Origin of the sequence: Roseovarius aquimarinus, assembly GCF_043661195.1 — a bacterium.
Lineage (GTDB): Bacteria > Pseudomonadota > Alphaproteobacteria > Rhodobacterales > Rhodobacteraceae > Roseovarius > Roseovarius aquimarinus.
In genome coordinates this window covers 613239-637088 of the sequence record NZ_JBIHMM010000001.1, presented here as the reverse complement: position 1 = coordinate 637088, position 23850 = coordinate 613239, and the positions used below count along the sequence as shown (strand labels likewise).

The following is a 23850-nucleotide window of genomic DNA, read 5'->3' as shown; positions in this document are numbered from 1 at the left end:
AGACGGGGCCGACAGACCTTGCCGGACCGCCCATGCCCAACGCCCTTGCCTATCTGATGCTGCTGATCTGGCCGCCGGTCTGCGCGCTCCTCTGCCGGCGCCTGCCGCCCGAGCGGGCGATCATCTGGTGCATCCTCGGCGGCTATCTGGTGCTGCCCCCGGCAACCGGCTTCGATCTGCCGCTCGTGCCCGAGATGAACAAGATCTCGATCCCGAATATCTGCGCCTTCGCGCTCGCGGTCTTCTACCTGCGGCGGCGCGTGTCGCTCTGGCCCGACGGGTGGCCGATGCGCGCGCTGGTGCTGCTCTTCGTGCTGGGGGCGGTGCCGACAGTGCTGACGAATGGCGACGGGATCGTTTTCAGCCTTCTGGGCAATACCGCGCCGATCCTCTTCCCGACCGCCACGCTGCCCGGCCTCGGCCTGCGCGATCTTCTGTCGGTGGTGGTCGGCCAACTTATCACGCTCGCGCCGTTCTTTCTGGGCCGCAGCCTTCTGGCGAGCGAGCGGGGCCTGCGCGAGCTCTTGCTCGCCCTCGCCATCGGTGCGCTGGTCTATTCGCTGCCCGCGCTGGTCGAGATCCGGCTGAGCCCGCAGATCAACACCTGGGTCTACGGGTTTTTCCAGCACGATTTCGAGCAGATGATGCGGCAGGGCGGCTTCCGGCCCATCGTGTTCCTGCCGCATGCGCTCTGGCTCGCCTTTTTCGTGATGAGCGCGGCGCTCGCCGCCATCGCCCTGTCGCGCGGCGCGGCTGACGGTCAACGCCTGAAATTCCTCTTCGCGGCGGCCTATCTTCTGGTCGTGCTCGTGCTTTGCAAGAGCGTCGCGTCGCTTCTCTACGCCGTGGCGCTGGCGCCGATCATGCTCCTTGCCTCGTCCCGGCTGATGGTCCGCCTTGCGCTGGTTCTGGCCCTCGTCGCGATGATCTACCCGATGCTGCGCAACAACGGCTGGATCCCGACCGACGCCATTCTGGCCAAGGCCAAGAGCTACAGCCCCGAGCGCGCGCAATCGCTCGGGTTTCGCTTCAACAACGAGGAGCAACTGCTTGACCGCGCGGATGAAAAACCTCTCTTCGGTTGGGGCGGGTGGGGGCGCAATCTCGTGCGCGACGCGCAGACGGGCGAGATACTCACCATTCCCGATGGCGAGTGGATCATCGTCTTCGGCACCTTCGGCTGGGTAGGCTATATCGCCCAGATGGGGCTGATCGGCGGGCCGCTCTTTCTCTTGTGGTGGGGCATGGGGCGCGCGCGGGCCGGACCCGAGCCACGCGGGATGCCCTTCGTCGTCGGGCCGATGGCGCTTTTGCTGGCGATCACGATGATCGACATGCTCCTTAACGCGATCCTGACGCCCTACACGTGGCTGATGGCGGGCGCGATCCTCGGCGTCTGCGAGGCGCGGCTGCGGAGCGAAGACCCGGCCGAGCCAGCACCGGCTGGCCCGTCGCGCCCGCGCCGCCGGGCCGTGATCGGGGATATGAACGCCGCCGTACCGTCCCGGCGCAGCGCCATGGGCCAGAGGTCGCACCGGTCGTGATTCCCTTTGAAGGGCCTCGGAAATGTGGCATTGTTCAGGCGTGCGGACCAATATGTTTCCGGCTTCGGGTTTGTCGCCAAGGCCGTGTCGGAAAAAGATCTTTCGGGTGCCTCTAAAACCCATTTTTCCCAAGCGCTTGGCGGCCTGACCTCATGCGGACGGCAAAGATTTCTTCGCGGTGGCGCTGCGCCGTAGTAGATTTCCGCCGTTGTTTTCGTGTGTCCGCGCGAAAGCCACAGGAGAGTTGCGTTTTTCATGAGTGAGACGTTCGAGAAACAGGCGGCCACAGGGCCTTCGGGGGACATCGCGATCGTCGGGATGGCCGCGGACGTTCCCGGCGCGCCCGATCTTGCGCGGTTCTGGGAAAATCTCGTTACGGGCACCGAGAGCATCACGCGGCTGGGCCGCGCGGCGTTGATCGAGGCGGGCGAGGATCCCGCGATGCTCGCCCGAAAAAACTACGTGCCCGCCGCCGCTTTGCTGGAAGGCCTCGCCGATTTCGACGCCGAGTTCTTCGGCTTCGGGCCGCGCGAGGCGGCCATCCTCGATCCGCAGCACCGCAAGTTTCTCGAGGTGACATGGGCCGCGATGGAGCAGGCGGACCACGCGCCGCGCGGCTTCGCCGGCCGGATCGGCGTTTTCGCGGGCTGCGGGCAGGGCAGCTATTTTCACGACAACATCCGCACCAATCCCGATCTGGTCGAGGATGTGGGCCTTTTCCTGCTGCGCCATACCGGCAATGACAAGGATTTCCTCTCGACGCGCGTGAGCCATGTCTTCGATCTGAAGGGGCCGAGCGTCACGCTCCAGACCGCCTGTTCCACATCGCTCGTCGCGGTGCATTACGCGCGCCAGGCGCTGATACGCGGCGAGTGCGACATGGCGCTCGCGGGCGGCGTCACGATCGAGCTGCCGCATGGGCGCGGTTATCTCTACAAGGAAAACGAGATCCTTTCGCCCGATGGGCATTGCCACGCGTTCGATCACCGCGCGGCGGGCACCGTGTTCGGCAGCGGCGCAGGCGCGGTGGCGCTGCGGCGCCTCGAGGATGCGCTGGCCGATGGCGATCATATCTGGGCCGTCATCAAGGGCTCGGCCATCAATAACGACGGCGCGCAGAAGGCGGGCTATCTCGCGCCCTCGGTCGAGGGGCAGGCGGCGGCGGTGCGCGCGGCGCTCGCGGATGCGCGGGTGGAGCCGGAGAGCATCGGCTATATCGAATGCCACGGCACCGGCACCTATCTGGGCGATCCGATCGAGGTGGCGGCGCTGAACGCGGCCCATGCGGGCGCGCGGGGCCTTTGCCATATCGGCTCGGTCAAAACGAATATCGGGCATCTCGACACGGCGGCGGGCGTCGTGGGCCTCATCAAGGCCGCGCTCGCACTGCACCACGCACAGATTCCGCCCAGCCTCAATTTCGAGGCGCCCAATCCCGAGATCGACTTCGCTGGTGGCCGTTTCGCCGTGGCGGACAGGCTCATGGATTGGAACGCCGCCGGGCAGCCCCGCCGCGCGGGCGTCAATTCGCTCGGCGTGGGCGGCACGAACGCGCATGTCGTTCTCGAGGAGGCGCCCGCGCGCGCCGCGTCCGAGCCTGCGGAATTCCCGTTCCACGTCCTCACCCTCTCGGCGCGCAGCAAGCCCGCGCTCGATGCCGCCTCGGCCGCGCTGGCCGCGCATCTGCGCGCCCATCCCGAAACGCCGCTGGCAGATATCGCCTGGACGCTCCGCGAAGGCCGCCACGGCTTTGCCAAGCGCCGCTGCCTCGTCGCCGCGACGCATGAGGAGGCGGCCGCATTGCTCGAGGCGGGCGATCCCCTGCGCGTTCACACGCATGAGGCCCCCGAGATGCCCCCGCAGATCGTCTTCATGTTCCCCGGCGGTGGCGCGCAATATCCCGGCATGGCGCGCGATCTTTATGAGACCGAGCCGGTCTTCGCCGACTGGATGGACCGCGGCCTCGATCATCTCGCGCCGCAACTCGGCTATGACATCCGCGCGCTCTGGCTGCCCGAGCCGGGCGATGTGGCCGCCGCCGCCGAGGCGCTCAAAACGCCCTCGGTGCAATTGCCGCTCATCATGATCACCGAATTCGCGCTGGCCCAGCTCTGGATGAGCTGGGGGGTGCGGCCCGATGCGCTGGTCGGCCACTCGATGGGCGAGAACACCGCCGCCGCGCTGGCGGGCGTCATGACCTTCGAGGGGTGCATCGATCTGGTGCTGCTGCGCGGTCGGCTTTTCGACAGCGTGCCGCCGGGCGGCATGCTGAGCGTGCCGATGAGGCCCGAGGATCTCGCGCCGCTCATGGGCGACGCGCTCGACATCGCCAGCATCAACGCGCCGGGGCTGTGCGCGGTCTCGGGGCCGCAGGCGGCGCTCGCGGACCTGGCCGAGCGGCTGGCGGCGGAAGGCATCGAATGCCAGCGCATCGCCATCGACATCGCGGCCCATTCGCGCATGCTCGATCCGATCCTGCCGCAGTTCCGCGCGCATCTGGAGGGGCTGAGTCTCAATGCGCCGTCGATCCCGATCCTGTCGAACCGGAGCGGCGCGCCCCTGAGCGAGGCCGAGGCAACCGATCCCGCCTACTGGACAGATCAGCTTCGTCATACCGTGCGCTTCGCCGCCTGCATCGATGCGCTCGGCGCGCGTCCTTCGGTGTTTCTCGAGGTCGGGCCGGGGCGTGCGCTGGCCTCGCTCGCGCAGATGGCGCCGCAGGTCGGCCCCGGCCGCGCCTTCAGCACGCTGCGCCACCCCGATCAGGCCATCGCGGATGACGCGCATTTCCTCGGCGTGATCGGCCGCCTCTGGGCGTCAGGCATCGAGGCCGATTGGGGCCAGATCTGGGGCGGCGCGCGGCGGAGCCGCGTGGTGCTGCCAGGCTACCAGTTCCAGCGCAGCCGCTATTTCATCGAGCCGGCCCGGGCCCATGAGGCCGCGGCGGCGGTGCCGCGCGCCGAAGATATCGCCGAGTGGGGCTTCGTGCCGCGCTGGCGCCCCGCGCCCGCCGATTGCGATATCGAGACCGAGGCGAGCCTCGGCCCGCGCCGCAGCTGGCTCTTCTTCGCGGATGATGCGGGCGTGGCCGAGTCGATCATCGCGGCGCTCGGCATGGCGGGCCATGGCGTGACCACTGTCCGCTCGGGCGACAGTTTCCAGCGGCGCGGCGCGGAGGCCTATATCCTCGCCCCCGAGCAGGGCCGCGAAGGCTATGAGGCGCTCTTCTCGGCGCTCGCCGCCGATGGGCGGCTGCCCGAGCGCATCGTGCATCTCTGGGGCGTGACCGGCGCGGAGACGCACAGGCCGGGATCGAGTTTCTTCGACCGCAATCTCGAACATGGGCTTCGGAGCCTCACGCATCTTGCGCAGGCGATGGCGGGCGCGGCCTTGCCCGAAGGATGCCATCTGAGCGTCGTGACCTCGCAGGCGTTGCGCATCGGCGCCGAGGATGCGCCCGGCTATCCCGAGAAGGCCTGCGTGCTCGGCCCGGTGGGCGTGATCCCGCGCGAATTTCCGGGCCTCACCGCGCAGATGATCGATATCGAGCGCCCTCCTGCACCGCACGGACGACTGAAACGCGCCGAGGCCGAGGCCGCCGAGGCGCGTCGCAAGCTCCTGATGCGCGATCTTCTGGCCGAGCCGGGCTGCGGCGTGGCGGCGCATCGCGGTGGACAGCGGCTCGAGCGGGTGCTGCGCGCGCAGCCGCTCCCCGCGCCGGAGGAGCCGCCGGTCTATGTGCCGCAGGGCGTCTACCTCGTGACCGGGGGCTTCGGCGGGATCGGCGCGTCCGTCGCGCGCGATATCGCCCGGCGCGCGGGCGGGCATGTCGTGTTGCTGTCGCGCCGCGCGATGCAGCCGCGCGGCGACTGGGACCGCCTCTCGCAAGGATCCGGCCGGGACGCGGCGCGCATCCGTCTCATGCGCGAGATCGAGGCGCTCGGCGGGCGGGCGACGGCGCTCGTGGCCGATGTGACCGATCTTGCCGACATGCAGCGCGTACGCGCCGAAATCGCCCGGATCGGCCCGCTTTCGGGCATCATCCACGCGGCTGGCGTGATCGACGACGCGCCGATCCTCTCCAAGGACGACGCGCGCATGGAGGCCGTGCTCGCGCCCAAGATCGCGGGTCTGCGCGTGCTGGAAGAAATCTTTCCCGACGGCGCGGCCGAGCTTCTGGTGCTCTTTTCCTCGACCAGCACGGCGACCACGCCCGCCGGGCAGGTCGATTACGTCGCCGCCAACGCCTATTTCGACGCGGTGGCGGAGGCGCGGCGCGGCGGGCAGACGCGCGTTCTTTGCGTCAACTGGGGCGTCTGGTCCGAGATCGGCATGGCGGCGGAGGCGATGGCGCGCCGCACCGGCGCAGTCGAGGCCGCCCCGCAGCCCCTCGATCTGCCCTTGCTGCGCGATGTGGGCGAGGATGCCGACGGCGCCGCGCGCTTCGCGCTGGCGCTCTCGCCCGAGCGGGACTGGGTGCTGGCCGAGCATCGCACCCGCGCGGGCCATATCCTTCTGCCCGGCACCGCGATGGTCGAGCTTGCCGCCGAGGCGATGGCGCCCGAAGGCGCGTTCAAGCCGTTCGCCCTTACCGGCCTCGCCTTCCTGCGCCCCTTCCTTGCCGAGCCGGGTAAGATCGAGGCGGGAAGCCTGCACCTGACCGAAGAGGGCGCCCTGTCCCTGCGCCGCCACGTCACGCTCGATGGGCGCGGCGGAATGCTCGTCTCTGCCGAGGGGCGGCTGGAGCCGATGCAAGGCATTGCCCCCCGGATCGACCTAGACGCCATCGCCGCGCGTTGCGACAAGCCGTGTCACGAGGCGGGCGGCGGCGATTTCGCCTCGCCGCAGGAGGCGCATCTCGCCTTCGGGCCGCGTTGGCGCGTCCTGACCCGCGCGGCGTCGGGCCCGGGCGAGGGGCTCGCGCACCTGTCGCTGCCCGAGGAGTTTCACCGCGATCTCGCCGAGGGCTGGCGCGTCCACCCCGCGCTCCTCGACATCTCGACGGGCTGGGCCATCGGGCTTCACGAGGCCTATGCGCCCGAAGATCTCTGGGTGCCTGCCGGCTATGCCGCGCTGCGCGTCCATGCGCCGCTGCCCGCCGATATCGTGAGCTGGGTGCGCCTGCGCCCCGCCCCCGAGGCCGGAACGGCGCTTTTCGACATCACAATCGCCGCGCCGGATGGCGAGGTCCTGATCGAGGCCGAGGGTCTGCGCATGCAGCGCCTTCCGGCCTCCGCGCTCGCGCGGCTCGGCGCGCCGCCCGCGCCGCGTGACGTGATCTTCGAGCCGGGCGAGGCCGCGCCGCTCTCCCCCGCCGAGACGCGGCTGATGCGCCAGATCGTCGAAGGGATCACGCCCGCCGAAGGAACCGAGGCGCTGGCCCGTGCCATCAGCCTCGCGCGCACCCACGGGACCGCGCGTCTCGCCATCTCGCCCTTCGATCTGAACGCGCTCATCGAAGAGGCACGCCGCGCCGCCGCCGCGCCGACCGCGAGCGCGACCAGCTTCGAGCGCCCGGCGCTCGAGGGCGATTACGTCGCGCCGCGCGAGGGCATCGAGAGCGAGCTGGCCGATATCTGGTCCTCGCTCCTCGGCATTTCGCAGATCGGCGCGGAGGACAGTTTTTTCGATCTCGGCGGGCACTCGCTTCTGGCTGTCCGGCTCTTCGCGCAGGTCAAGCAGCGCTATGGCGTCGACTTCCCGCTCGCCGTGCTCTTCGAGGCCCCCAGCATCGCGGCGCTCGCGCGGCGGATCGAGGAGGCGGGAGGCGGCGCAGCGGAGGCGCCCGATGCCACGGCTGACGCGCCCACGGGGCGGGACACGCCCCAGCACCTCGTGCCGCTTCATCCCGATATGCGCAAGGAGGCGGCGCCGCTCTTCATCGTCGCGGGCATGTTCGGCAATGTGCTCAACCTGCGCCAGCTCGCCCTTCTTACCGGCAAGGAGCGCCCGGTCTGGGGGTTGCAGGCGCGCGGGCTGATGGGGGGCGCGGCGCCACACACCCGGATGGAGGACGCCGCCGCCGATTGCATCGCCGAGATCCGCAGCGTGCAGCCCGAAGGCCCCTATCATCTGGCCGGATTCTCGGGCGGCGGCATCACCGCCTTCGAGATCGCGCAGCAGCTCGCGGCGGCGGGCGAGGAGGTGGCGACGCTCGCGCTTCTCGACACGCCGTTGCCGGTGCGCCCGCCGCTCGGGCGGGCGGACAAGGCGCTCATCAAGCTTCAGGAGCTGCGCCGGAAGGGGCCGCGTTACTTCGGCGAATGGGCGTCGGCGCGGCTGCGCTGGGAACTCTCGAAACGCCGCATGGCCCCGCAGGACACGGCGCCCGGCGCCTTCCACAATGCCGAGATCGAGCGGGCCTTCCGCACCGCCGCCGCCGCCTACACCCCGCGTCCGTGGAACGGGCCGGTGACGCTCTACCGCCCGCCGCTCGACCGGCATTGGCGCGGCATGGGCGGCGCGTGGATCAGCGCCGCGCGCGAATACGTGCTCGAGGATAACGGGTGGAGCGCGCTCTGCCCCCGGCTCGAGATCGTCGAGGTGCCGGGCGATCACGACAGCATGGTGCTCGTGCCCAACGTGTCGGTTCTGGCGGGCCATGTCAGCGCGCGCATCGCGCGGGCCGAGGGGCGCGGCGAAGCGGAGCGGGGCAGCGATGGCTGGTCCGGCAGGACGGCGGCGGAATGACGACGAACGCCTCTCCCTCGGTCCTCGTGATCGTGCTCAACTACCGCACGCCGGAGCTGAGCCTCCGTGCCGCCGAGGCCGCGCTCGGCGCGATGGAGGGCATCGCGGGCCGCATCGTGATCGTCGACAACGCATCGGGCGACGCCTCCGCGCGGATCATCGGCGAGGGAATCGCCGCGCGCGGCTGGGACCGGGTGACGCTGCTGCAATCGCCCCGCAACGGCGGCTTCGGCGCGGGCAACAATTTCGGGATGCGCGCGGCCGCGTCTCTGCCGGGCGGCGCGGCGCATGATTTCGTCTATATCCTCAACTCGGACGCGCAGCCGCGCCCGGACGCGCTGCGCGCACTTCTCGCGGCGCTGGAGGCCGATCCCTCGGCGGGCATGGCCGGCTCGCGCACCATCGGAGAAGACGGCGTGCTCCATCGCACGGCCTTCCGCTTTCCCAGCATTCTCGGCGAGTTCGAGGGCGCGGTGCGCACCGGGATCTTCACGCGCCTGCTGCGCGACTGGGTCGTGCCGCTTCCCGTGCCCGAAGAAACGGCCCGCGTCGATTGGGTGGCCGGCGCATCGCTTCTCCTGCGCGCGCGGATGCTCGAAGAGGTCGGCCTCTTCGACGAGGCCTTCTTTCTCTATTACGAAGAGACGGATCTCAGCCTGCGCGCGGCGCGGGCAGGCTGGACCTGCCTCTATGTGCCGGCATCCGAGGTCATGCATATCGGGTCGGTCTCGACCGGGATGCGCGCGTGGGCGCGCACGCCAAGCTACTGGTTCGACTCGCGCCTTCACTACTTCGTGCAGAATCACGGACGCGCCTATGCGGTCGCCGCGACGCTCTCGCGCGCGGCGGGCGAGGCGCTCTGGCGGCTCCGCTGCCTGCTCACGGGGCGCGCGCGGCGCGATCCGCCGCGCTTTCTGCGCGATCTTCTGGCCCATGGGCTGCGCCGCGTATGGGCGTGCCGGTCGCGCCGCGTGATCCGGCCTTCCCGCGCGGCGCTCGCCAAGGGAGCCAACCCATGAGCCTTTTCACCTGCGCCCTCATCGGCGACGAAAGTCTGACCATCGCCTGCGGTGCCCGCCTGATCGAGCGCGGCGCGCGCATCCTCGGCGTGGCGACGCGCAGCGGCGCGGTGCGGGACTGGGCCGAAGGCGCGGGCCTGCCGGTGACCGAGCGGATCGAGGATCTGCCGCCGCGCGCCCCCGAGGGCATCGACTGGCTCATCAGCGCGGCCAATCTGCGGATCGTCTCGCCCGAGATGCTGCGCTGGCCGAAGCGCGGTGCGGTGAATTTCCATGACGGCCCCTTGCCCGAGCTTGCGGGCGTCAACGCCCCGGTCTGGGCCATCGCGGAGGGGCGGAGCTCGCATGGCATAAGCTGGCACATGATGGAGGCGGGTGTCGATACGGGCGATATCCTGGCCAAGCGCCGTTTCCCGCTCCCGCAGGACATGAGCGCGCATGCGCTGAACGCGCGCTGCTATGCCGAAGGGCTTGAGGCATTCGAGGATGTGATGACCGAGCTTGCCTCGCCCGCGCCGCGCACCGCGACGCAAGCGCATGGCGCGCGCGCTGTGCATCGCCGCGCGGATCTGGTGCCGAGGGCGGGATATCTCGATTTCGCCGGTCCCGCGCGGGCGGCGCGCGATCTTGTCCGCGCGCTCGATTTCGCGGGTCACGCCAATCCGGTCGCGTGCGCGCGGATCGTCGTCGGGGGCACGCCCCTCGCCGTGGGGCGGGCCGAAGAGGCCGAGGGGCAGGGCGCTCCGGGCAGGGTGCTGGTGGCGGGGGGCGATTGGATCGAGGTGATGTGTGCGGACCGCGCGCTGCGCCTCACGGGCCTTCGCCGCATGGACGGGCGCGCGCCCGATCTGGCGGTCGTGCCGGGCGAGATGCTGGCGAGCGTTCAGCCGGATATGATCGCGCTCGGACGCCTTGCGCAGCACGAGGATCACTGGCGCGCGGCGCTCGGGGCCGACGCGCCCATCGCCGCGCCTCTGGCCCGCGCGGCAGGCGAGGCGCCCCGCTGGGAGCTTCGCGATCTCGCGGTGCCGGAGGGCCTTGCGCGGGGCGAGGCGACCGCGCGCATCGCCCGCTGGGCCGCGCTGAGCGCGGGGGGCGAGGGATATCTCGCCTATGCCGCGCCCGCCATCGCCGCCGCGCATGAGGCGGCGCCGCGCGACATCGCGCCTTGGATGCCGCTCGCCTCCGGCAGAGCGCCCGAAGCATTGGTGGATGCCGAGGCGCATGGCGCGATGGCGGCCGATCTGGGCCTGCGCCTTGCGGGGGCGCCGGGACTCTCTGTGCCTGACGTCGGGCTGTCCGAGACCGGCGCGCCCATCGGGGGCTGCGCGCTCTGCGTTCTTTGGCCCGAGGGTCGGCTTGCCGTCGATGCGGCGCGCATCGACGCCGACGCCGCTTCGCTTCTTGCCGCACGGCTGGAGGAATGCCTCGCCGCACCGCCCGAGGGTCTGCCGGAGGCCGACCGTCTGCGCCTCGATGCGTGGCAGGGGCCGGAGGTTTCTCTGGGCGAGGCCGAGACGATCCACGCCGCCATCGCCGCCGAGGCCGCGCGGCATCCCGAGGCCGACGCGCTCGTCTTCGAGGACCGCGCGCTCAGCTATGGGGATCTGATGACGCAGGTCGAAGCCGTGGCGGCGATGCTGCAAGAGGCCGGTTCGGGCCGGGGCGCGCATGTCGCGCTCTGCGCCGCGCGCGGCCCCGAGCTTGTGATCGGCGCGCTCGGGATCCTGAGGGCGGGCGCGGCCTATGTCCCGCTCGACCCCGATTATCCCGCCGCCCGGCTCGCCCATGCGATCGAGGATAGCGATGCGGCGATCCTGCTGAGCCAAGCCGCGCTCGCGTCGAAACTGCCCGAGAGCGGCGCCCGCGTGCTCTACATTGAGGATGCGAGCGCCGATCACGCGCCGGTCATCGACGGGGCCACGCCCGACGATCCCGCCTATCTCATCTACACTTCCGGCTCCACGGGAACGCCCAAGGGCGTCAGCGTCAGCCATCGCAACGTCGCCAATTTCCGCGCGGGCATGGACGCTCATATCGGCGCGGGCGAAGGCCGCACCTGGCTCGCCGTCACGAGCCTTGCCTTCGACATCTCGGTGCTCGAGCTGTTCCACACGCTCGCGCGCGGCTTTCGCGTCGTGATCGCGGGCGGCGAGACGCGCGCGGCGGTGTCGAGCGGCATGGGGCGCACGGGGGCGGGGCGCGGTGCGGACAAAATGGAATTCGGCCTCTATTACTGGGGCAATGACGGCGGCAGCGACGCGGGCAAGTATCACCTCCTGCTCGAGGGCGCGAAATTCGCCGATGCGCATGGCTTCGCGTCGGTCTGGACGCCCGAGCGGCATTTCCATGCCTTCGGCGGCGCCTATCCGAACCCGTCGGTGACGGGCGCGGCGGTGGCGGCGGTCACGCGCAACGTGGCCGTGCGCGCCGGAAGCTGCGTCGCGCCGCTCCACCATCCGGCCCGCATCGCCGAGGAATGGGCGGTGATCGACAATCTCACCGGCGGGCGTGCGGGGCTGGCGCTCGCCTCGGGTTGGCAGCCGGATGATTTCATCCTGCGCCCCGAGAACACACCGCCCGAAAACAAGCCCGCGCTCATGCGCACGCTGCAAGATCTGCGCGCGCTCTGGCGCGGCGAGGAGGTGGCGTTCGAGACCGCAGGCGGAGGGCGGCACGCCGTCACGACCTATCCCAGACCATTGCAAGCCGAACTGCCCGTCTGGGTCACGACCGCCGGCAATCCCGAGACATGGCGCGAGGCGGGGCGTCTCGGCGCGCATGTGCTCACGCATCTTCTGGGCCAGAGCATCGAGGAGGTGCGGGGCAAGATCGCGCTTTATCACGAGGCGCTGCGCGAGGCGGGGCACGATCCGGCCGCGTTCGATGTGACGATGATGCTGCACACCTATCTGGCGGATACGCGCGAGGCCGCACGCGAGACGGCGCGCGGGCCGATGAAGGACTATCTGCGCAGCGCCGCCGGCCTCATCAAGCAATACGCCTGGGCCTTTCCCGCCTTCAAGAAGCCGAAGGGCATCGAGACCCCGATGGAGATCGACCTTGCCGGGCTGGAAGAGGACGAGATGGAGGCGATCCTCGAGTTCGCCTATCAGCGCTATTTCGAGGATGCGGGCCTTTTCGGCACCGTGGAAGACGCGCTCGCCCGCACCGAAGAGCTTGCCGCCATCGGCGTGACCGAGATCGCCTGCCTCGTCGATTACGGCATCGAGGCGCAGACCGTGCTCGACGGCCTGCGCCCGCTGGCCGAACTGCTGCGCCGCACGCGGAGGGACGCGGAACCGGCGGCGGATGATTTCTCGATCGCGGCGCAGATTTCGCGCCATGACGTGACGCATCTGCAATGCACGCCCAGCATGGGCCGCATCCTGGCCATGGACCCCGAGGCGCGCGCGGCGCTGGGGCGGCTCGAGCACATCTATCTCGGCGGAGAGGCGCTGCCCGCCGATCTGGTGGCCGATCTGCGCCGCGCGAGCCCCGCGCGGATCTTCAACATGTACGGCCCAACCGAGACGACGATCTGGTCCACCGTGCAGCCGCTGGATGCGCCTTTCACCGGCACGGCGCCGATCGGCCGGCCCATCGCCAACACGGTCTGCCATGTGCTCGGGCCAGACGGCGCGCGCCTGCCCATCGGCGTGCCGGGCCAGCTCTGGATCGGAGGGGCGGGGGTCGCGGGCGGATACTGGCGGCGGGATGCCCTCACGGCGGAGCGGTTCCGCGATCTGCCGGGCCTTGCGGGTGGCAGACTCTACGACACGGGCGATCTTGCCGCATGGCGCGCGGACGGCACGCTCGGCTTCATCGGGCGCAGCGACGGGCAGATCAAGATCCGGGGGCACCGGATCGAGCTGGGCGAGATCGAGGCGCGGCTCGCCGCGCTGCCGGGGGTCACCGGCGCGGTCGTCACCGCTTCGGGGACGGGCGGCGACATCCGCCTGACGGGTCATGTGACGGGCATGGAGGCGCAGGACGCGGAGACGATGCGCGCCGCGCTGGCGCGGGATCTGCCGCCCGCGATGGTGCCCGCGCGGATCATGCGGCACGCGGCCTTCCCGCTCACCCCGAACAAGAAGATCGACCGTAAGGCGCTGGCCGGAATGCAGGCGCCGGCGCCCGCGATTGCCGTCGAAGCGCCCCGGCCCGCCGTATCCGAACCCAAGCCGACAGGCGCCGCGCTTGTCGATCTCGAGGCGCGGATCGCCGCCATCTGGTGCACCGTTCTCGGCCTGCCCGAGGTGAAGCCCGGCGACAATTTCTTCCAACTGGGCGGGCATTCGCTCCTCGCCGTGCAGATGCACCGCGATATCCGCGCGGCCCTTCCGGAGCTGCGTCTTTCAATCACGGACGTCTTCCGCTTCCCGGTCCTCTCCGAGCTTGCGGCCCATCTGGGCGGCGGACCCACCGCTGGGGCGATGGCGCCCAGTCTTGATGCGCGCGCCGAGATCATGGAGCGGCGCCGGGCGATGCGCGCGGCGCGCGGGCAGGCGGCGCAATGAGCATGATCCGCCCCTCCGCCGCGCGAGCCCGCGCCGAGGCGCCGCCGCCGCCCCTTGCCGCGCGGCTTCAGGCGCTCTTCCCGAGCGGCGTCGCCCTCGCGCTGACCGACCCGCGCGAGGAGCAGCCGGCCCTCGTCGCGCGCGAGGCCGAGGCGATGCGGCGCGCGGTCCCGAAGCGCCAGCGCGAATTCGCGGCGGGGCGCGCGGCGGCGCGGCGCGCGCTCGCGCAGCTTGGCCGCGCGCCCTGCGAAATCCCGCAAGGCCCGGACCGCGCGCCCATCTGGCCCGAGGGGATCGCGGGCAGCATCTCGCATATCGACACGCTCTGCGTCGCCGCGCTCGCGCGGCAAGGCGAGCTGCGCGCTCTCGGCATCGATCTCGAACCTGCCGCGCCGCTCGACCCTGTCCTGTTGCCCGAAATCTGCACCCTTGCCGAGCGCGCGTGGCTCGCCTGCCAGCCCGAGCCGCAGCGGGGCCTTCTGGCGCGGCTGATCTTCTCGGCCAAGGAGTGCGCCTATAAATGTCAATATCCGCTCACAGGCCGCCTCGTCGGCTTCGGCGCGCTCGAGATCACGCCCGATCTCGATACCGGCCAGTTCGAGGCGACTTTCGCCGAGGAGGTGGGCAGCTTCGCGCAAGGCACTTGCCTTGCCGGGCGCTTCGTGATGACGGATGAGGTGATCGCCTGCGCCATGACGCTGGCGCGCGGGCCGCGCTGGGGGCTGGGCTGAGAATGGCAAGGCAGTGCAAGAGAGGGGCGGGGCCGCAATGGGCAAGCGCATGATGATCTGGCTGGGCGCGGGCGCCGTCCTTCTTGCGGGTGCGGCGGCGCTCTGGGCGATGCGCGCGGCGCCCGTCTCGCCCGAGGCCTTCGCGGCGGCCCATGCGGCGCCTTCCGTCCCGCCCGAAGCAGGGATGCGCGTCTATCACCTCGGCCATTCGCTCGTCGGGCGGGACATGCCTGCCATGCTCGAGCAGCTCGCGCCGGCACCCCACGCTTACATGAGCCAGCTTGGCTGGGGCACGTCGCTGCGCGAGCATTGGGAGCCGGACCTGCCCATCAACGGCTTCGAGGCCGAAAACGATCATCCGCGTTTCGCGCCGGCGCGCGAGGCGATTTCGAGCGGCACCTATGACGCCGTGATCCTGACCGAGATGGTCGAGATCGAAGACGCGATCCGGCATCACGCCTCGGCCAAATACCTGGCCGAGTGGGCGGGCCTCGCGCGGCAGGCCGACCCCGGCACGCGGCTCTATCTTTACGAGACATGGCACCGCCTCGACGACGAGGCGGGCTGGCTCGAGCGGCTGGGTCGCGATCTGCAAGGGGCTTGGGTCTCGCGTCTTCTGCGCCCGGCGCATACGGCGGATGCGCCGCCCATCCGCCTCATCCCGGCAGGCCAGGTCATGGCGGCGCTCGTGCGGCGCGTCGAGGCGGCGGGCGGGATCGGGCCGATGACGGATCGCACCGATCTCTTCCGCCTGGCCGAAGATGGCAGCCAGGACATGATCCACCCGAGCGATCTGGGCAATTACCTCGTGGCGCTCACGCATTACGCGGTGCTCTATCATCGCTCGCCCGTGGGCCTGCCCCATGCGCTCGCCCGCGCGGATGGGAGCCCGGCGGACGAGCCGGGACCCGAGCTCGCCCGCGTCATGCAGGAGACGGTCTGGGATGTGGTCTCCGCCATGCCGATGACGGGGGTGGCGCCATGATGCCGCTCAGCCGCCGCGCCGTCCTCGCGGGGCTGGCCGCCGCGCCCTTCGCGCCTCATCTGGGCAAGGCGCAGGAGGCCGGGGCGATCGCGGGTCAGGGCGTCGCCGTCAACCTCGCTCCGATCACCGATTGGAGCACCGAGCAGCCCTTCATCGTCGTTTTCAAGACCGCGCGCCGCTGGATCGGCCATCTGCCCGGGCAATGGGGCGGGCGCGATTTCGCCGCGCTCGAGGCCGAGGGGCTGTTCGACGCGCAAGGATGGCCCATGCGCCTGCCGCGTGATCTGGGCTCCATCGGCACGGTCATTCTCACCGACATGCCCGAGGAGGCCACCGCGCTGGCCGGGCGCTATGTGTTGCGCTTCGAGGGCGAGGGGATCGTCGAGGTCGCGGGCCGGGCGCAGAACGTGCGCTACGGCGCGGGCGAGGTCAGCTTCGATTTCACGCCCGGACCCGGCCCCGTCGAAATCCGTCTTCAGCGGGTCGATCCGAATGGGACAGGTGATTACATACGCAATATCAGCGTAGTGCGGGAAGACCTTCAGGCAGCACATGAAGATGGCGCGATTTTCCGGCCCGATTGGCTCGAGACCATGATGCGGATGCGCGGGCTGCGCTTCATGGATTGGATGAACACCAACGATTCCGAGGCGAGCGAGTGGGAGGCGCGCGCGCGGGTCGATGATTTTTCCTACACGCGCCATGGGGCGCCGCTCGGGATCATCATGGCGCTCGCGGCCGAGACGGGGGCGGAGCCGTGGATCTGCGTGCCGCATCTCGCGGGCGATCCCTATGTGCGCGCGATGGCCGAGGCAGTGCATGCGCTTCTGCCGGGGCTGCCGGACGGGATGCGCGTCCATGTCGAATTCTCCAACGAAGTCTGGAACTGGCAATTCGCGCAGACCGAATGGGCCGATGCGCAGGCGCTCGAGCTTTGGGGCGTCGAGGATCGCGGCGCGCAGTTTCACGGGCTGCGCGCGTCCGAAGTGGCGCTGATCTGGTCGGACGTCTTCGGGGCCGAGCGCGCGCGGCTCGTCAATGTGATCGGCACGCAAACGGGATGGCTGGGGCTCGAGGCCGACATCCTCACGCCCTCGCTCGCGCTCGACGAAGGCTGGCCCGCGCCGGTGGATGCGTTCGATGCCTATGCGATCACAGGCTATTTCGGCCATGTTCTGGGCACCGACAGGCGCCGCGCGCAGATCGCGGGCTGGCTCGAGGAAAGCCGCGCCGACGCCGAGGGGGCGGGCCGCGCCGCGGGCCTCGCCGGCGATGCGCTCGCCGCGCATGTCGCACGGCACCGCTTCGATGCGGCGACGGCGCGCGCCGCCGCCGAGCTGCGCGACGGCGCCGAGAGCGGCGAGGCGGACGATACGCTGGCCGATCTGGTGCAGCGCATCTTTCCCTATCACGCCGAGGTGGCCGAGCGGCACGGCCTCGCGCTGACGATGTACGAGGGCGGAAGCCATGTCGTCGGGCTGGGCCTTCAGGTGGACGACGACGCGCTCACCGAGTTTTTCGTCCATCTCAACTACAGTCCCGAGATGGGCGCGCTCTATGCCGATCTCATGGATAGTTGGGCGGCGCTCGGGGCGGGGCCGTTCAACCAGTTCAACGATGTCTCCGCCCCCGGGAAATGGGGCTCCTGGGGCGCGATGCGCTGGCCCAGCGACGCCAATCCGCGCTGGCGCGCCATCGAGGCGCGGATGTGAGCGCGGTCAGCGTCATCCTTCCGGCGCATGACGAGGCTGGCTATATCGACGCCTGCCTCGATGCCGTTTTCGCCTCCGATCTGGGCGGAGTGGGCATGCAGGTGATCGTGATAGCAAATGGCTGCACCGACGCCACCGCGCGGCTCGCGCGCGCGCATCAGGCGCCGGGGCGCGATCTTCATGTGATCGAGACGAAGACAGGCGGCAAGCTGCGCGCGCTGGGTCTGGGTGATGCTGCGGCGGCGCATGACAGCCGCATCTATCTTGATGCCGATGTGCTGGTCGCGCCGCACCTGATCGCGCAGCTCGCCCAGGCGCTCGAGGGCGCCGAACCCCGATATGCGAGCGGCACGCCCATCGTGGCCGAGGCGCGCAGCCCAGTGACGCGCGCCTATGCGCGGTTCTGGCGCCGCCTTCCCTTCATGACGGAGGGCGTGCAGGGCTTCGGCATCTATGCGGTCAATGCCGCCGGGCGCGCGCGCTGGGGCGAGTGGCCCGAGATCATTTCGGACGACACCTTCGTGCGCCTCCATTTCGCGCCCGCCGAGCGTATCCGCGTGCCCGCGCATTACAGCTGGCCGATGGTCGAAGGCTGGCGGCGGCTGGTGCGCGTGCGGCGCCGGCAGGATCGCGGCGTGGCCGAGATCGCAACGCGCTGGCCTCAGCTCCTGCGCAACGATGGCCGCCGAAGGCTCGGCCTCGGCGGGCTGCTCGGCCTTGCGTTGCGCGATCCTGCGGGTTTTTGCGTCTATGGGGCGGTGTCGCTCGCCGTGCGGTTTCCGGGGCCGGGCGGCTGGGTGCGCGGGCGATGAAGCGCCTCGCGGAAGAGATCGGCGAGCTTCGCGGCCTCGCGATCCGCGTCATGCCGCGCAAGAACGCGGGTGCGGCCCGCCGCGCCCATCTCCTCCAGATCGCCCTGCGGTGTCTTCGCCACCCGCACCATCGCCTCGGCCAGCGCCGCCTCGTCGCCTGCTGGAACGAGCCAGCCGGTGACGCCGTCCTGAACGAGTTCGGGCGTACCCGCGATATGGGTCGCGAGGACCGGGCGCGCGGCGGCCATCGCCTCCATCACGACCATCGGCAGCCCTTCGGCGAAGCTGGGCATGACGAGCGCATGCGCGCGCGCGAGAGCGGCGCGGATGCCCGCCTCGTCCTGCCATCCGGCGAGCGTCACATGCCCGCCGATCCCCGCCACCGCGATGTCCGCTTCGAGCGCGCCGCGCAGAGGGCCGTCCCCGATCAGCGTGAGGTGCAGGTCCGGCGCCTCGCGCAGCGCGCGGCGAAGGGCACCCGGAAGCATCATCTGGCCCTTCTGCTCGACGAAACGGCCGATCGCGACGAGATGCGGCGGCCCGCCGGGTATCGGGGCGGGCGCCGCGAAAAGCTCAGGCTCGATCCCGCAATGCACGATGCGGATGCGCGCCCAGAGATCATGCGGCACAAGGCGGCTCAACTGCGCGCGCCCGTAGCTGCTGATCGCGACGGTGAAGGCGGCGCGCGTCATCTTCTCGGCCAGCGAAAGGCTGCGCGGTGCGTCGAACTCCTCGGGTCCGTGGACGGTGAAGCTGTAGCGCGGCCCGCCCATGACATGCGAAAGCATCGCCACCGCGGCCGCGTTGGTGCCGAAATGCGCATGGGCATGGAGCGCGCCGGTCGCGGCGCAGCGCCGCGCGACATGGGCGGCCTCGGCCAGATAGATCATGTGGCGCAGCCGGCCCACCTCGCTGCGCGCGCCGCAGCGCCTGGCGAGGGCGCATGCCGCGCCCATCCGGCGGGGCGCGCGCCACGCCATATAAGCCAGATCGCGCAAAAGCCGCAGCGCCCCGGCGCGCAGAACATAATGCGTGCGCGCCGCCTCCTCGCGATCACCCGCATCGATGAGCGGCACATCGGCGGCGCGCATCGCGATGCGGTCGATCTCGAAGCCCTGCCGTTCGAGCGCGCGGATTTCGCGGCGGATGAAGCTGTGCGAGGGCTGCGGATAGGTGTTGAGGATATAGGCGATCTTCAAGAAACGGCGCTCCGGCTGGCTGATGCGCAGCCTAGCCGCCGCACCGCGCCGCACAAGGCCATTGCGCCCAGCCGCGCCCATTTCGCGGTGAAGGGTGGCCCCCGCGCACGGCAGGCGCGCGCATGAGGCGTCTCGGCTCGGCCTTCATGGGCGGTGCGCTGACCGCGCGCATCCTGCGCAGCGCCACATGGGTGATGATCGGCTATGCGGGCGCTCAGGCCCTGCGCCTTGCGTCGAACCTCATCCTCACGCGGCTGCTCTTCCCCGAAGCCTTCGGCCTCATGACGCTGGTCACGGTCGTGACCGTGGGGCTGATGATGTTCTCGGATGTCGGCATCGGCCCCTCGATCAGCCAGTCGAAGCGCGGCGACGATCCGGCCTTTCTGAATACCGCCTGGACGATCCAGGTGATGCGGGGGGCCGCGCTCTGGGCCGTGACGCTGGTGTTGGCGCTGCCGATGGCGCGGCTCTACGGCGAGCCCGACCTCGCCCTCTACCTGCCCATCGCGGGGCTTGCGCTGGTCATCTCGGGCTTTCTTCCGACCCGGATCGAGACGGCGCATCGGCATCTCGTCTTCGGCAGGCTGACGGCGCTCGATCTGGCGGCGCAGGCGGTGGGCGTGGCGGCGATGATCGGCCTCGCGCTGGCCACCGGGTCGGTGATCGCGCTGGTGCTCGGATCGGTCATCACGGCGGCGGCCAAGCTGGCGCTGACTTCGGCCTTCCTGCCCGGTCTCAGCAACCGCTTCGGCCTCGAGCGGGCGGCGCTGCACGAGCAGGTGCATTTCGGCAAATGGATCTTTCTCAGCACCGCTTTCGCCTTCGTCAGCGCGCAGGGCGACAAGGCGATCCTCGGCGCGCTCTTGGACCTCGGCACGCTCGGCATCTACAATATCGGCTTTTTCCTCGCCAGTTTTCCGATGCTTCTGGGGGGCACTCTGGCGCAGCAGATCCTCATACCCATCTACCGCGACCGACCCCCTGGCGAGAGCGCGTCGAACCGCGCGCGGCTGCGCAAGATGCGCGTGCTGATGACGGGCGGGATTTTCGCGCTTCTCGCTGTCATGGCTCTGGCCGGGCCGTGGCTCGTGGGGCTGCTCTACGATCCGCGCTACGCCCCGGCGGGAGCGATGATGGTGCTGATCGCGCTCGGCTTCCTGCCGCAGGCCATCGGGCTGAGCTATGACCGGGCTGCGCTGGCGGCGGGCGATTCGCGCGGGGTCTTCGTCTATTCCGCGCTGCGCTCGGTCCTCCAGATCGGGATGCTTTACGCGGGGTTCGCCGCCTTCGGCCTCATCGGGGCGCTGGCCGGCATGGGCGCGGGGCTGGTGGCGAGCTATCCGCTGCTGGTGCGGCTCGCGCGGCGGCATGACGCCTGGGACGCCCAGCATGACGCGGCCTTCGGCCTCGGGGCGCTCGGCCTCGCGGCGCTGGCGCTTTGGCTGCATCGGGACGCGATCGCGGCGCTGACCGCGCTCTGACGGATCAGCGGCGCAAAAGCCGGTCGCGCAGGCTGCGCTTGCGGCGCGGGGGGCGCATCTGCGGGATCGACACGACCGGCCGAAGCCCCAGCGCATGTTCCATCTGCGCCGCAGAGCGGATCACCGGATGGCGAAGGTCCATGAGGAACGCCGCGCCGATCGCCACGACAAGGCTCGCGAAGGCACCGAGCACCGCCAGCGCCTTGCGCGAGCGCGTATAGGGGTAATCGGGCAGGGCCGCAGGTTCGAGCACGGTCAGACGTTCGGCCTGCCGCTGCGTCTCGAGCTGGTAAGCGACCTCGGCCTCCTTGCGGCGGGCCGTGGCGGCCTCCACGGCCTCCTGCCGGGCGGTGATCCGGCGCGCGTAATCCTCGAGCTGCGCCGCCGTCTCCGGCGTGTCCGCGATCGACGCGCCGAGCGCGTCGATATTGCGCTGAAGGAGCGCGCGCTCCTCGGCGAGGCCCTCCATCTCGGCCTGCTGTTCTTCGCGGGCGCGCCGCTCGACCCGCGATTCGGCGGGGGCGGCGATCTGGCGGCCGAGCGCGATCATCCGCCGGTCGATCCCGATCATCGCCTCGTTGAGCGCCGCGATCTCGCGCTGGACGGCTTCGGTCGCGCTCGGCAGGGCCGAGGTATTGGCCTCGCGGTAGGCGCTGACCTCGCGCTCGAGCGCTTGCAGATCGCGCCGTGCCCTGTCTTCCTGCAACATGAAGAAATCGAGCGTCTCGCGCGATTGATCGAGCCGCGTGGCCACGCTGAGCGAGACGGTGCGCCGCGAAATCTCGTGCGCGAGGGCCTGCGCCCCGGCGGCGGTCGGCCAGTCCGCGGTGATGCGCAGCAAGGAGACCTGACCGTCGTCGCTGAACCCTTCGCGCGCGGCGGCGACGCCCGTGATGCTGACCGCCTCGCGGATCGCGGCCACCTGCTGCACATCGGTCATGCCCGGCTGGTCGGTGAAGAGGCCGAGCTCTTCGATCAGCGCGAGAATCGCGCCGCGCGACATCACCTGCTGCTCGATCAGTTGCAGGCGACGCGCGGACGAGCCCTGCACCGTCGAGGGTGCGAGATCGCCCGGAATCACGGCGCCTTGCATCTGGAGCACTTCGGAAGAGGTGTACATGTGCCGCTGCGCCGCCGCGACGATGAGCGACAGGACGCATCCAAGCAGGAAGACGAGCGCGATCAGGCGGCGGCGGCGCCGCAGCATGTCGAAGAAATCGGAAATCGAGAAGATCGATCCCATCCGCTCGTCGTCTCCTGCGTGGTCCTTGGTGCCATGCGCCTCGGGTGGCGCGCCGCCCGCGCATGTCCCGTTTGCCATGGTAAATGGGCGAGATTGTGACGCGCCGCCGATAGCGTCGGTGCAGAGCGCGGCTCCGTCAAGTGGGCGGGAGGCCGCGCGCTCAGGCGGCGCGGCGGGCGCCCGCGCGGCTGCGGCGTTCGGGGCGGGTGCGGTTCAGGATGATGCCCAGAAGGTTCGTTTTGCCCTCGAGGCGCCGCTCGCATTCGGTGATCTGGGGCGCCAACGTGCGCGTCGCGTCCGCGACCAGAAGCACCCCATCGACATGCGGCAGAAACGCCTCCAGATCGTCATGCTCGAGCATGGCGGGCAAATCGAAAAGCGCGATATCGGGGTGGAGCCTGTCCAGCATGTCGTCCACCACCGCGCCCGTTTGGCGCGCGTGCAACAGCTCGGAGGCGGTCTCCGAGCGTCCGCGCCCGAGACCGAGGGCGAGCGTGCCGCAAGGCTTGACCAGATGCTCTTCGGGCGCGATCTCGCCCGCGAGGAGCGCCTGCAATCCGCCGCCCGCGCGCATGCCGAGCATCGCGGCGATGCTCGGGTCGCGCTGGTCGAGATCTATCAGAAGCGCGCGCATGCCCGGAATGCGCGCGATGCACAGCGCGAGGTTGAGGGCGGTGAAGCTGGCGCCCGACCCGCCCGTCGGGGCCGTGATCGCGATCCGCGACCAGCCCGCGCCGTGCATCGTGCGCAAAAGCTGCGTGCGCAGATCGTCGAAGGCGCGCAGGATGGCGCGGTCCTGCCCGAGCAGCCGCGCCTGCACCTCGAGCGGTGCGCTCCCATGCCCGAAGCGCGCGGTCGGCAGGGCATCCCAGGCGCCGGACCAGCCCGAGCGGATGTCATCGCGCAGGACCAGCTCGCAGAGGCGCGGCTCTTCCGATAGATCGGGCAGGTCCGCCACATCGTCCATATCCTCGCCCTCGAACGCCTCGAACGCCTCGGCGTCGAAGCCCTCGCCCATGAGCGGCGGCTCGGCGGGATCGCGGGTGCCCCATTTCGGCGCCATGCGCGCGCCCCTCACACGGCGCGTCAGCTCGAGATCGAAGGGCAGATCGTCGTCTTTCTGGGGCGCCGCGTCGCCTTGCGGCTTGCGCTCGGTTCGGCGCCCGCTCTCCTTGAAACGCTGGAACATGGCCTAATACCCCGTCCGGTTCATCACCGCGCCGACCGTGCGCCAGAGCACCTTGGCATCCTCGGCGAGCGATACGTCGTAGTCATAAGCCGCGTCGAGCGCGACGCGGGTGCGAAACGCCCCCTCGTTGCGCTGCGAGACCTGCCAATAGCCCGTGATGCCCGGCCTCAGGGCGAAATAATGCGTGGCATCGCCGTAGATCGGCAATTGCTCGGGCAGCATCGGGCGCGGCCCGACGAGGCTCATGTCGCCCCTCAGAACGTTCCACAATTGCGGCAGCTCGTCCAGCGACGTCTTGCGCAGGAAAGAGCCGATGCGCGTGATGCGCGGATCATTGCGCAGCTTCTGCGTGGTGTCCCATTCCGCGCGCAGCGCGGGATCGGCGGCCAGATGGACCTCGAGCAGCCGGTCGGCATCGCGCACCATCGTGCGCAGCTTGAGGATCGAAAAGCGGCTGCCGCCCTTGCCGAGCCGCGCCTGACGGTAGAACGGCGCGCCCCCCTCCATCCAGAGCGCCAGCGCGGCGACCGCGATGAGCGTCAGCGCCACGGGCGCCGCGAGCACCACGAGCGCGATGTCGAGGCAGCGCTTGCCGACGAGCCGGTAGGGGCGGTCGCGCCTAGGCGCGGGCGGGACATAGGCATGATGGCCTTGCGCGGGCGCCATGTCGTAGCGTGCCGACTGCGCCGAGTGCTGCGGTCGCCCGACGCGATAGGCCGGCACGG

Annotated in this window: 13 protein-coding genes; 9 read left to right on the top strand and 4 right to left on the bottom strand. The window is 70.4% G+C overall.

What is annotated here, in order from left to right; translation table 11 throughout:
• Positions 1–32 precede the first annotated feature (32 nt).
• From ACGRVM_RS03035 to ACGRVM_RS03000, 8 genes are all read left to right on the top strand, one after another.
• A complete protein-coding gene (locus ACGRVM_RS03035) occupies positions 33–1544 on the top strand; it encodes a hypothetical protein (protein WP_377168827.1) in 1512 nt (503 codons plus the stop codon).
• Positions 1545–1799: 255 nt separating this feature from the next.
• Positions 1800–8234: a type I polyketide synthase gene (locus tag ACGRVM_RS03030; RefSeq protein WP_377168829.1), complete on the top strand. Its 6435-nt coding sequence runs from the start codon at positions 1800–1802 to the stop codon at positions 8232–8234.
• A complete protein-coding gene (locus ACGRVM_RS03025; protein ID WP_377168831.1) occupies positions 8231–9253 on the top strand; it encodes a glycosyltransferase in 1023 nt (340 codons plus the stop codon). Before ACGRVM_RS03030 ends, ACGRVM_RS03025 begins: the two co-directional genes overlap by 4 nt.
• Positions 9250–13773, top strand: a complete 4524-nt coding sequence (locus tag ACGRVM_RS03020) for a MupA/Atu3671 family FMN-dependent luciferase-like monooxygenase (RefSeq protein ID WP_377168834.1) — start codon at positions 9250–9252, stop codon at positions 13771–13773. Before ACGRVM_RS03025 ends, ACGRVM_RS03020 begins: the two co-directional genes overlap by 4 nt.
• On the top strand, positions 13770–14504 hold the full coding sequence (locus ACGRVM_RS03015) for a 4'-phosphopantetheinyl transferase family protein (protein ID WP_377168836.1): 735 nt from the start codon (positions 13770–13772) through the stop codon (positions 14502–14504). Before ACGRVM_RS03020 ends, ACGRVM_RS03015 begins: the two co-directional genes overlap by 4 nt.
• Before the next feature lie 37 nt (positions 14505–14541).
• Complete coding sequence (locus tag ACGRVM_RS03010) at positions 14542–15489, top strand: hypothetical protein (RefSeq protein ID WP_377168838.1); 948 nt, start codon at positions 14542–14544, stop codon at positions 15487–15489.
• The gene (locus ACGRVM_RS03005; RefSeq protein ID WP_394624016.1) at positions 15486–17201 is read left to right on the top strand and encodes a hypothetical protein; all 1716 of its coding nucleotides are present in this window, start codon (positions 15486–15488) and stop codon (positions 17199–17201) included. The genes ACGRVM_RS03010 and ACGRVM_RS03005 overlap by 4 nt, the downstream gene beginning before the upstream one ends.
• Positions 17198–18013, top strand: coding sequence for a glycosyltransferase (locus ACGRVM_RS03000; protein ID WP_377168842.1), 816 nt, complete (start codon positions 17198–17200; stop codon positions 18011–18013). Before ACGRVM_RS03005 ends, ACGRVM_RS03000 begins: the two co-directional genes overlap by 4 nt.
• On the opposite strand, the gene ACGRVM_RS02995 is transcribed toward ACGRVM_RS03000, so the two are convergent.
• Positions 17950–19212, bottom strand: coding sequence for a glycosyltransferase family 4 protein (locus ACGRVM_RS02995; protein WP_377168844.1), 1263 nt, complete (start codon positions 19210–19212; stop codon positions 17950–17952). The two genes, ACGRVM_RS03000 and ACGRVM_RS02995, sit on opposite strands and share 64 nt — an antisense overlap.
• Before the next feature lie 122 nt (positions 19213–19334).
• Between ACGRVM_RS02995 and ACGRVM_RS02990 the strand changes: the two genes are divergently transcribed.
• Complete coding sequence (locus ACGRVM_RS02990) at positions 19335–20693, top strand: oligosaccharide flippase family protein (protein ID WP_377168846.1); 1359 nt, start codon at positions 19335–19337, stop codon at positions 20691–20693.
• A gap of 4 nt (positions 20694–20697) precedes the next feature.
• Here ACGRVM_RS02990 and ACGRVM_RS02985 read toward each other — a convergent pair whose 3' ends face one another.
• From ACGRVM_RS02985 to ACGRVM_RS02975, 3 genes are all read right to left on the bottom strand, one after another.
• Complete coding sequence (locus ACGRVM_RS02985; protein WP_377168849.1) at positions 20698–22014, bottom strand: GumC domain-containing protein; 1317 nt, start codon at positions 22012–22014, stop codon at positions 20698–20700.
• 82 nt (positions 22015–22096) lie between these two features.
• A complete protein-coding gene (locus ACGRVM_RS02980) occupies positions 22097–23125 on the bottom strand; it encodes a CpsD/CapB family tyrosine-protein kinase (RefSeq protein ID WP_377168851.1) in 1029 nt (342 codons plus the stop codon).
• Between the two features lie 3 nt (positions 23126–23128).
• Positions 23129–23791 carry a sugar transferase gene (locus tag ACGRVM_RS02975; protein ID WP_377170015.1) on the bottom strand — a complete coding sequence of 221 codons (663 nt, stop codon included), beginning with the start codon at positions 23789–23791 and terminating at the stop codon, positions 23129–23131.
• Positions 23792–23850: the final 59 nt, after the last annotated feature.

Excerpts from the sequence above, each read along its gene's own strand:
- ACGRVM_RS03035 (WP_377168827.1), top strand. The coding sequence starts at position 33 with ATGCCCAACGCCCTTGCCTATCTGATGCTGCTGATCTGGCCGCCGGTC.
- ACGRVM_RS03030 (WP_377168829.1), top strand. The coding sequence starts at position 1,800 with ATGAGTGAGACGTTCGAGAAACAGGCGGCCACAGGGCCTTCGGGGGAC.
- ACGRVM_RS03025 (WP_377168831.1), top strand. The coding sequence starts at position 8,231 with ATGACGACGAACGCCTCTCCCTCGGTCCTCGTGATCGTGCTCAACTAC.
- ACGRVM_RS03020 (WP_377168834.1), top strand. The coding sequence starts at position 9,250 with ATGAGCCTTTTCACCTGCGCCCTCATCGGCGACGAAAGTCTGACCATC.
- ACGRVM_RS03015 (WP_377168836.1), top strand. The coding sequence starts at position 13,770 with ATGAGCATGATCCGCCCCTCCGCCGCGCGAGCCCGCGCCGAGGCGCCG.
- ACGRVM_RS03010 (WP_377168838.1), top strand. The coding sequence starts at position 14,542 with ATGGGCAAGCGCATGATGATCTGGCTGGGCGCGGGCGCCGTCCTTCTT.
- ACGRVM_RS03005 (WP_394624016.1), top strand. The coding sequence starts at position 15,486 with ATGATGCCGCTCAGCCGCCGCGCCGTCCTCGCGGGGCTGGCCGCCGCG.
- ACGRVM_RS02990 (WP_377168846.1), top strand. The coding sequence starts at position 19,335 with ATGAGGCGTCTCGGCTCGGCCTTCATGGGCGGTGCGCTGACCGCGCGC.
- ACGRVM_RS02985 (WP_377168849.1), bottom strand. The coding sequence starts at position 22,014 with ATGGCAAACGGGACATGCGCGGGCGGCGCGCCACCCGAGGCGCATGGC.
- ACGRVM_RS02980 (WP_377168851.1), bottom strand. The coding sequence starts at position 23,125 with ATGTTCCAGCGTTTCAAGGAGAGCGGGCGCCGAACCGAGCGCAAGCCG.
- ACGRVM_RS02975 (WP_377170015.1), bottom strand. The coding sequence starts at position 23,791 with ATGGCGCCCGCGCAAGGCCATCATGCCTATGTCCCGCCCGCGCCTAGG.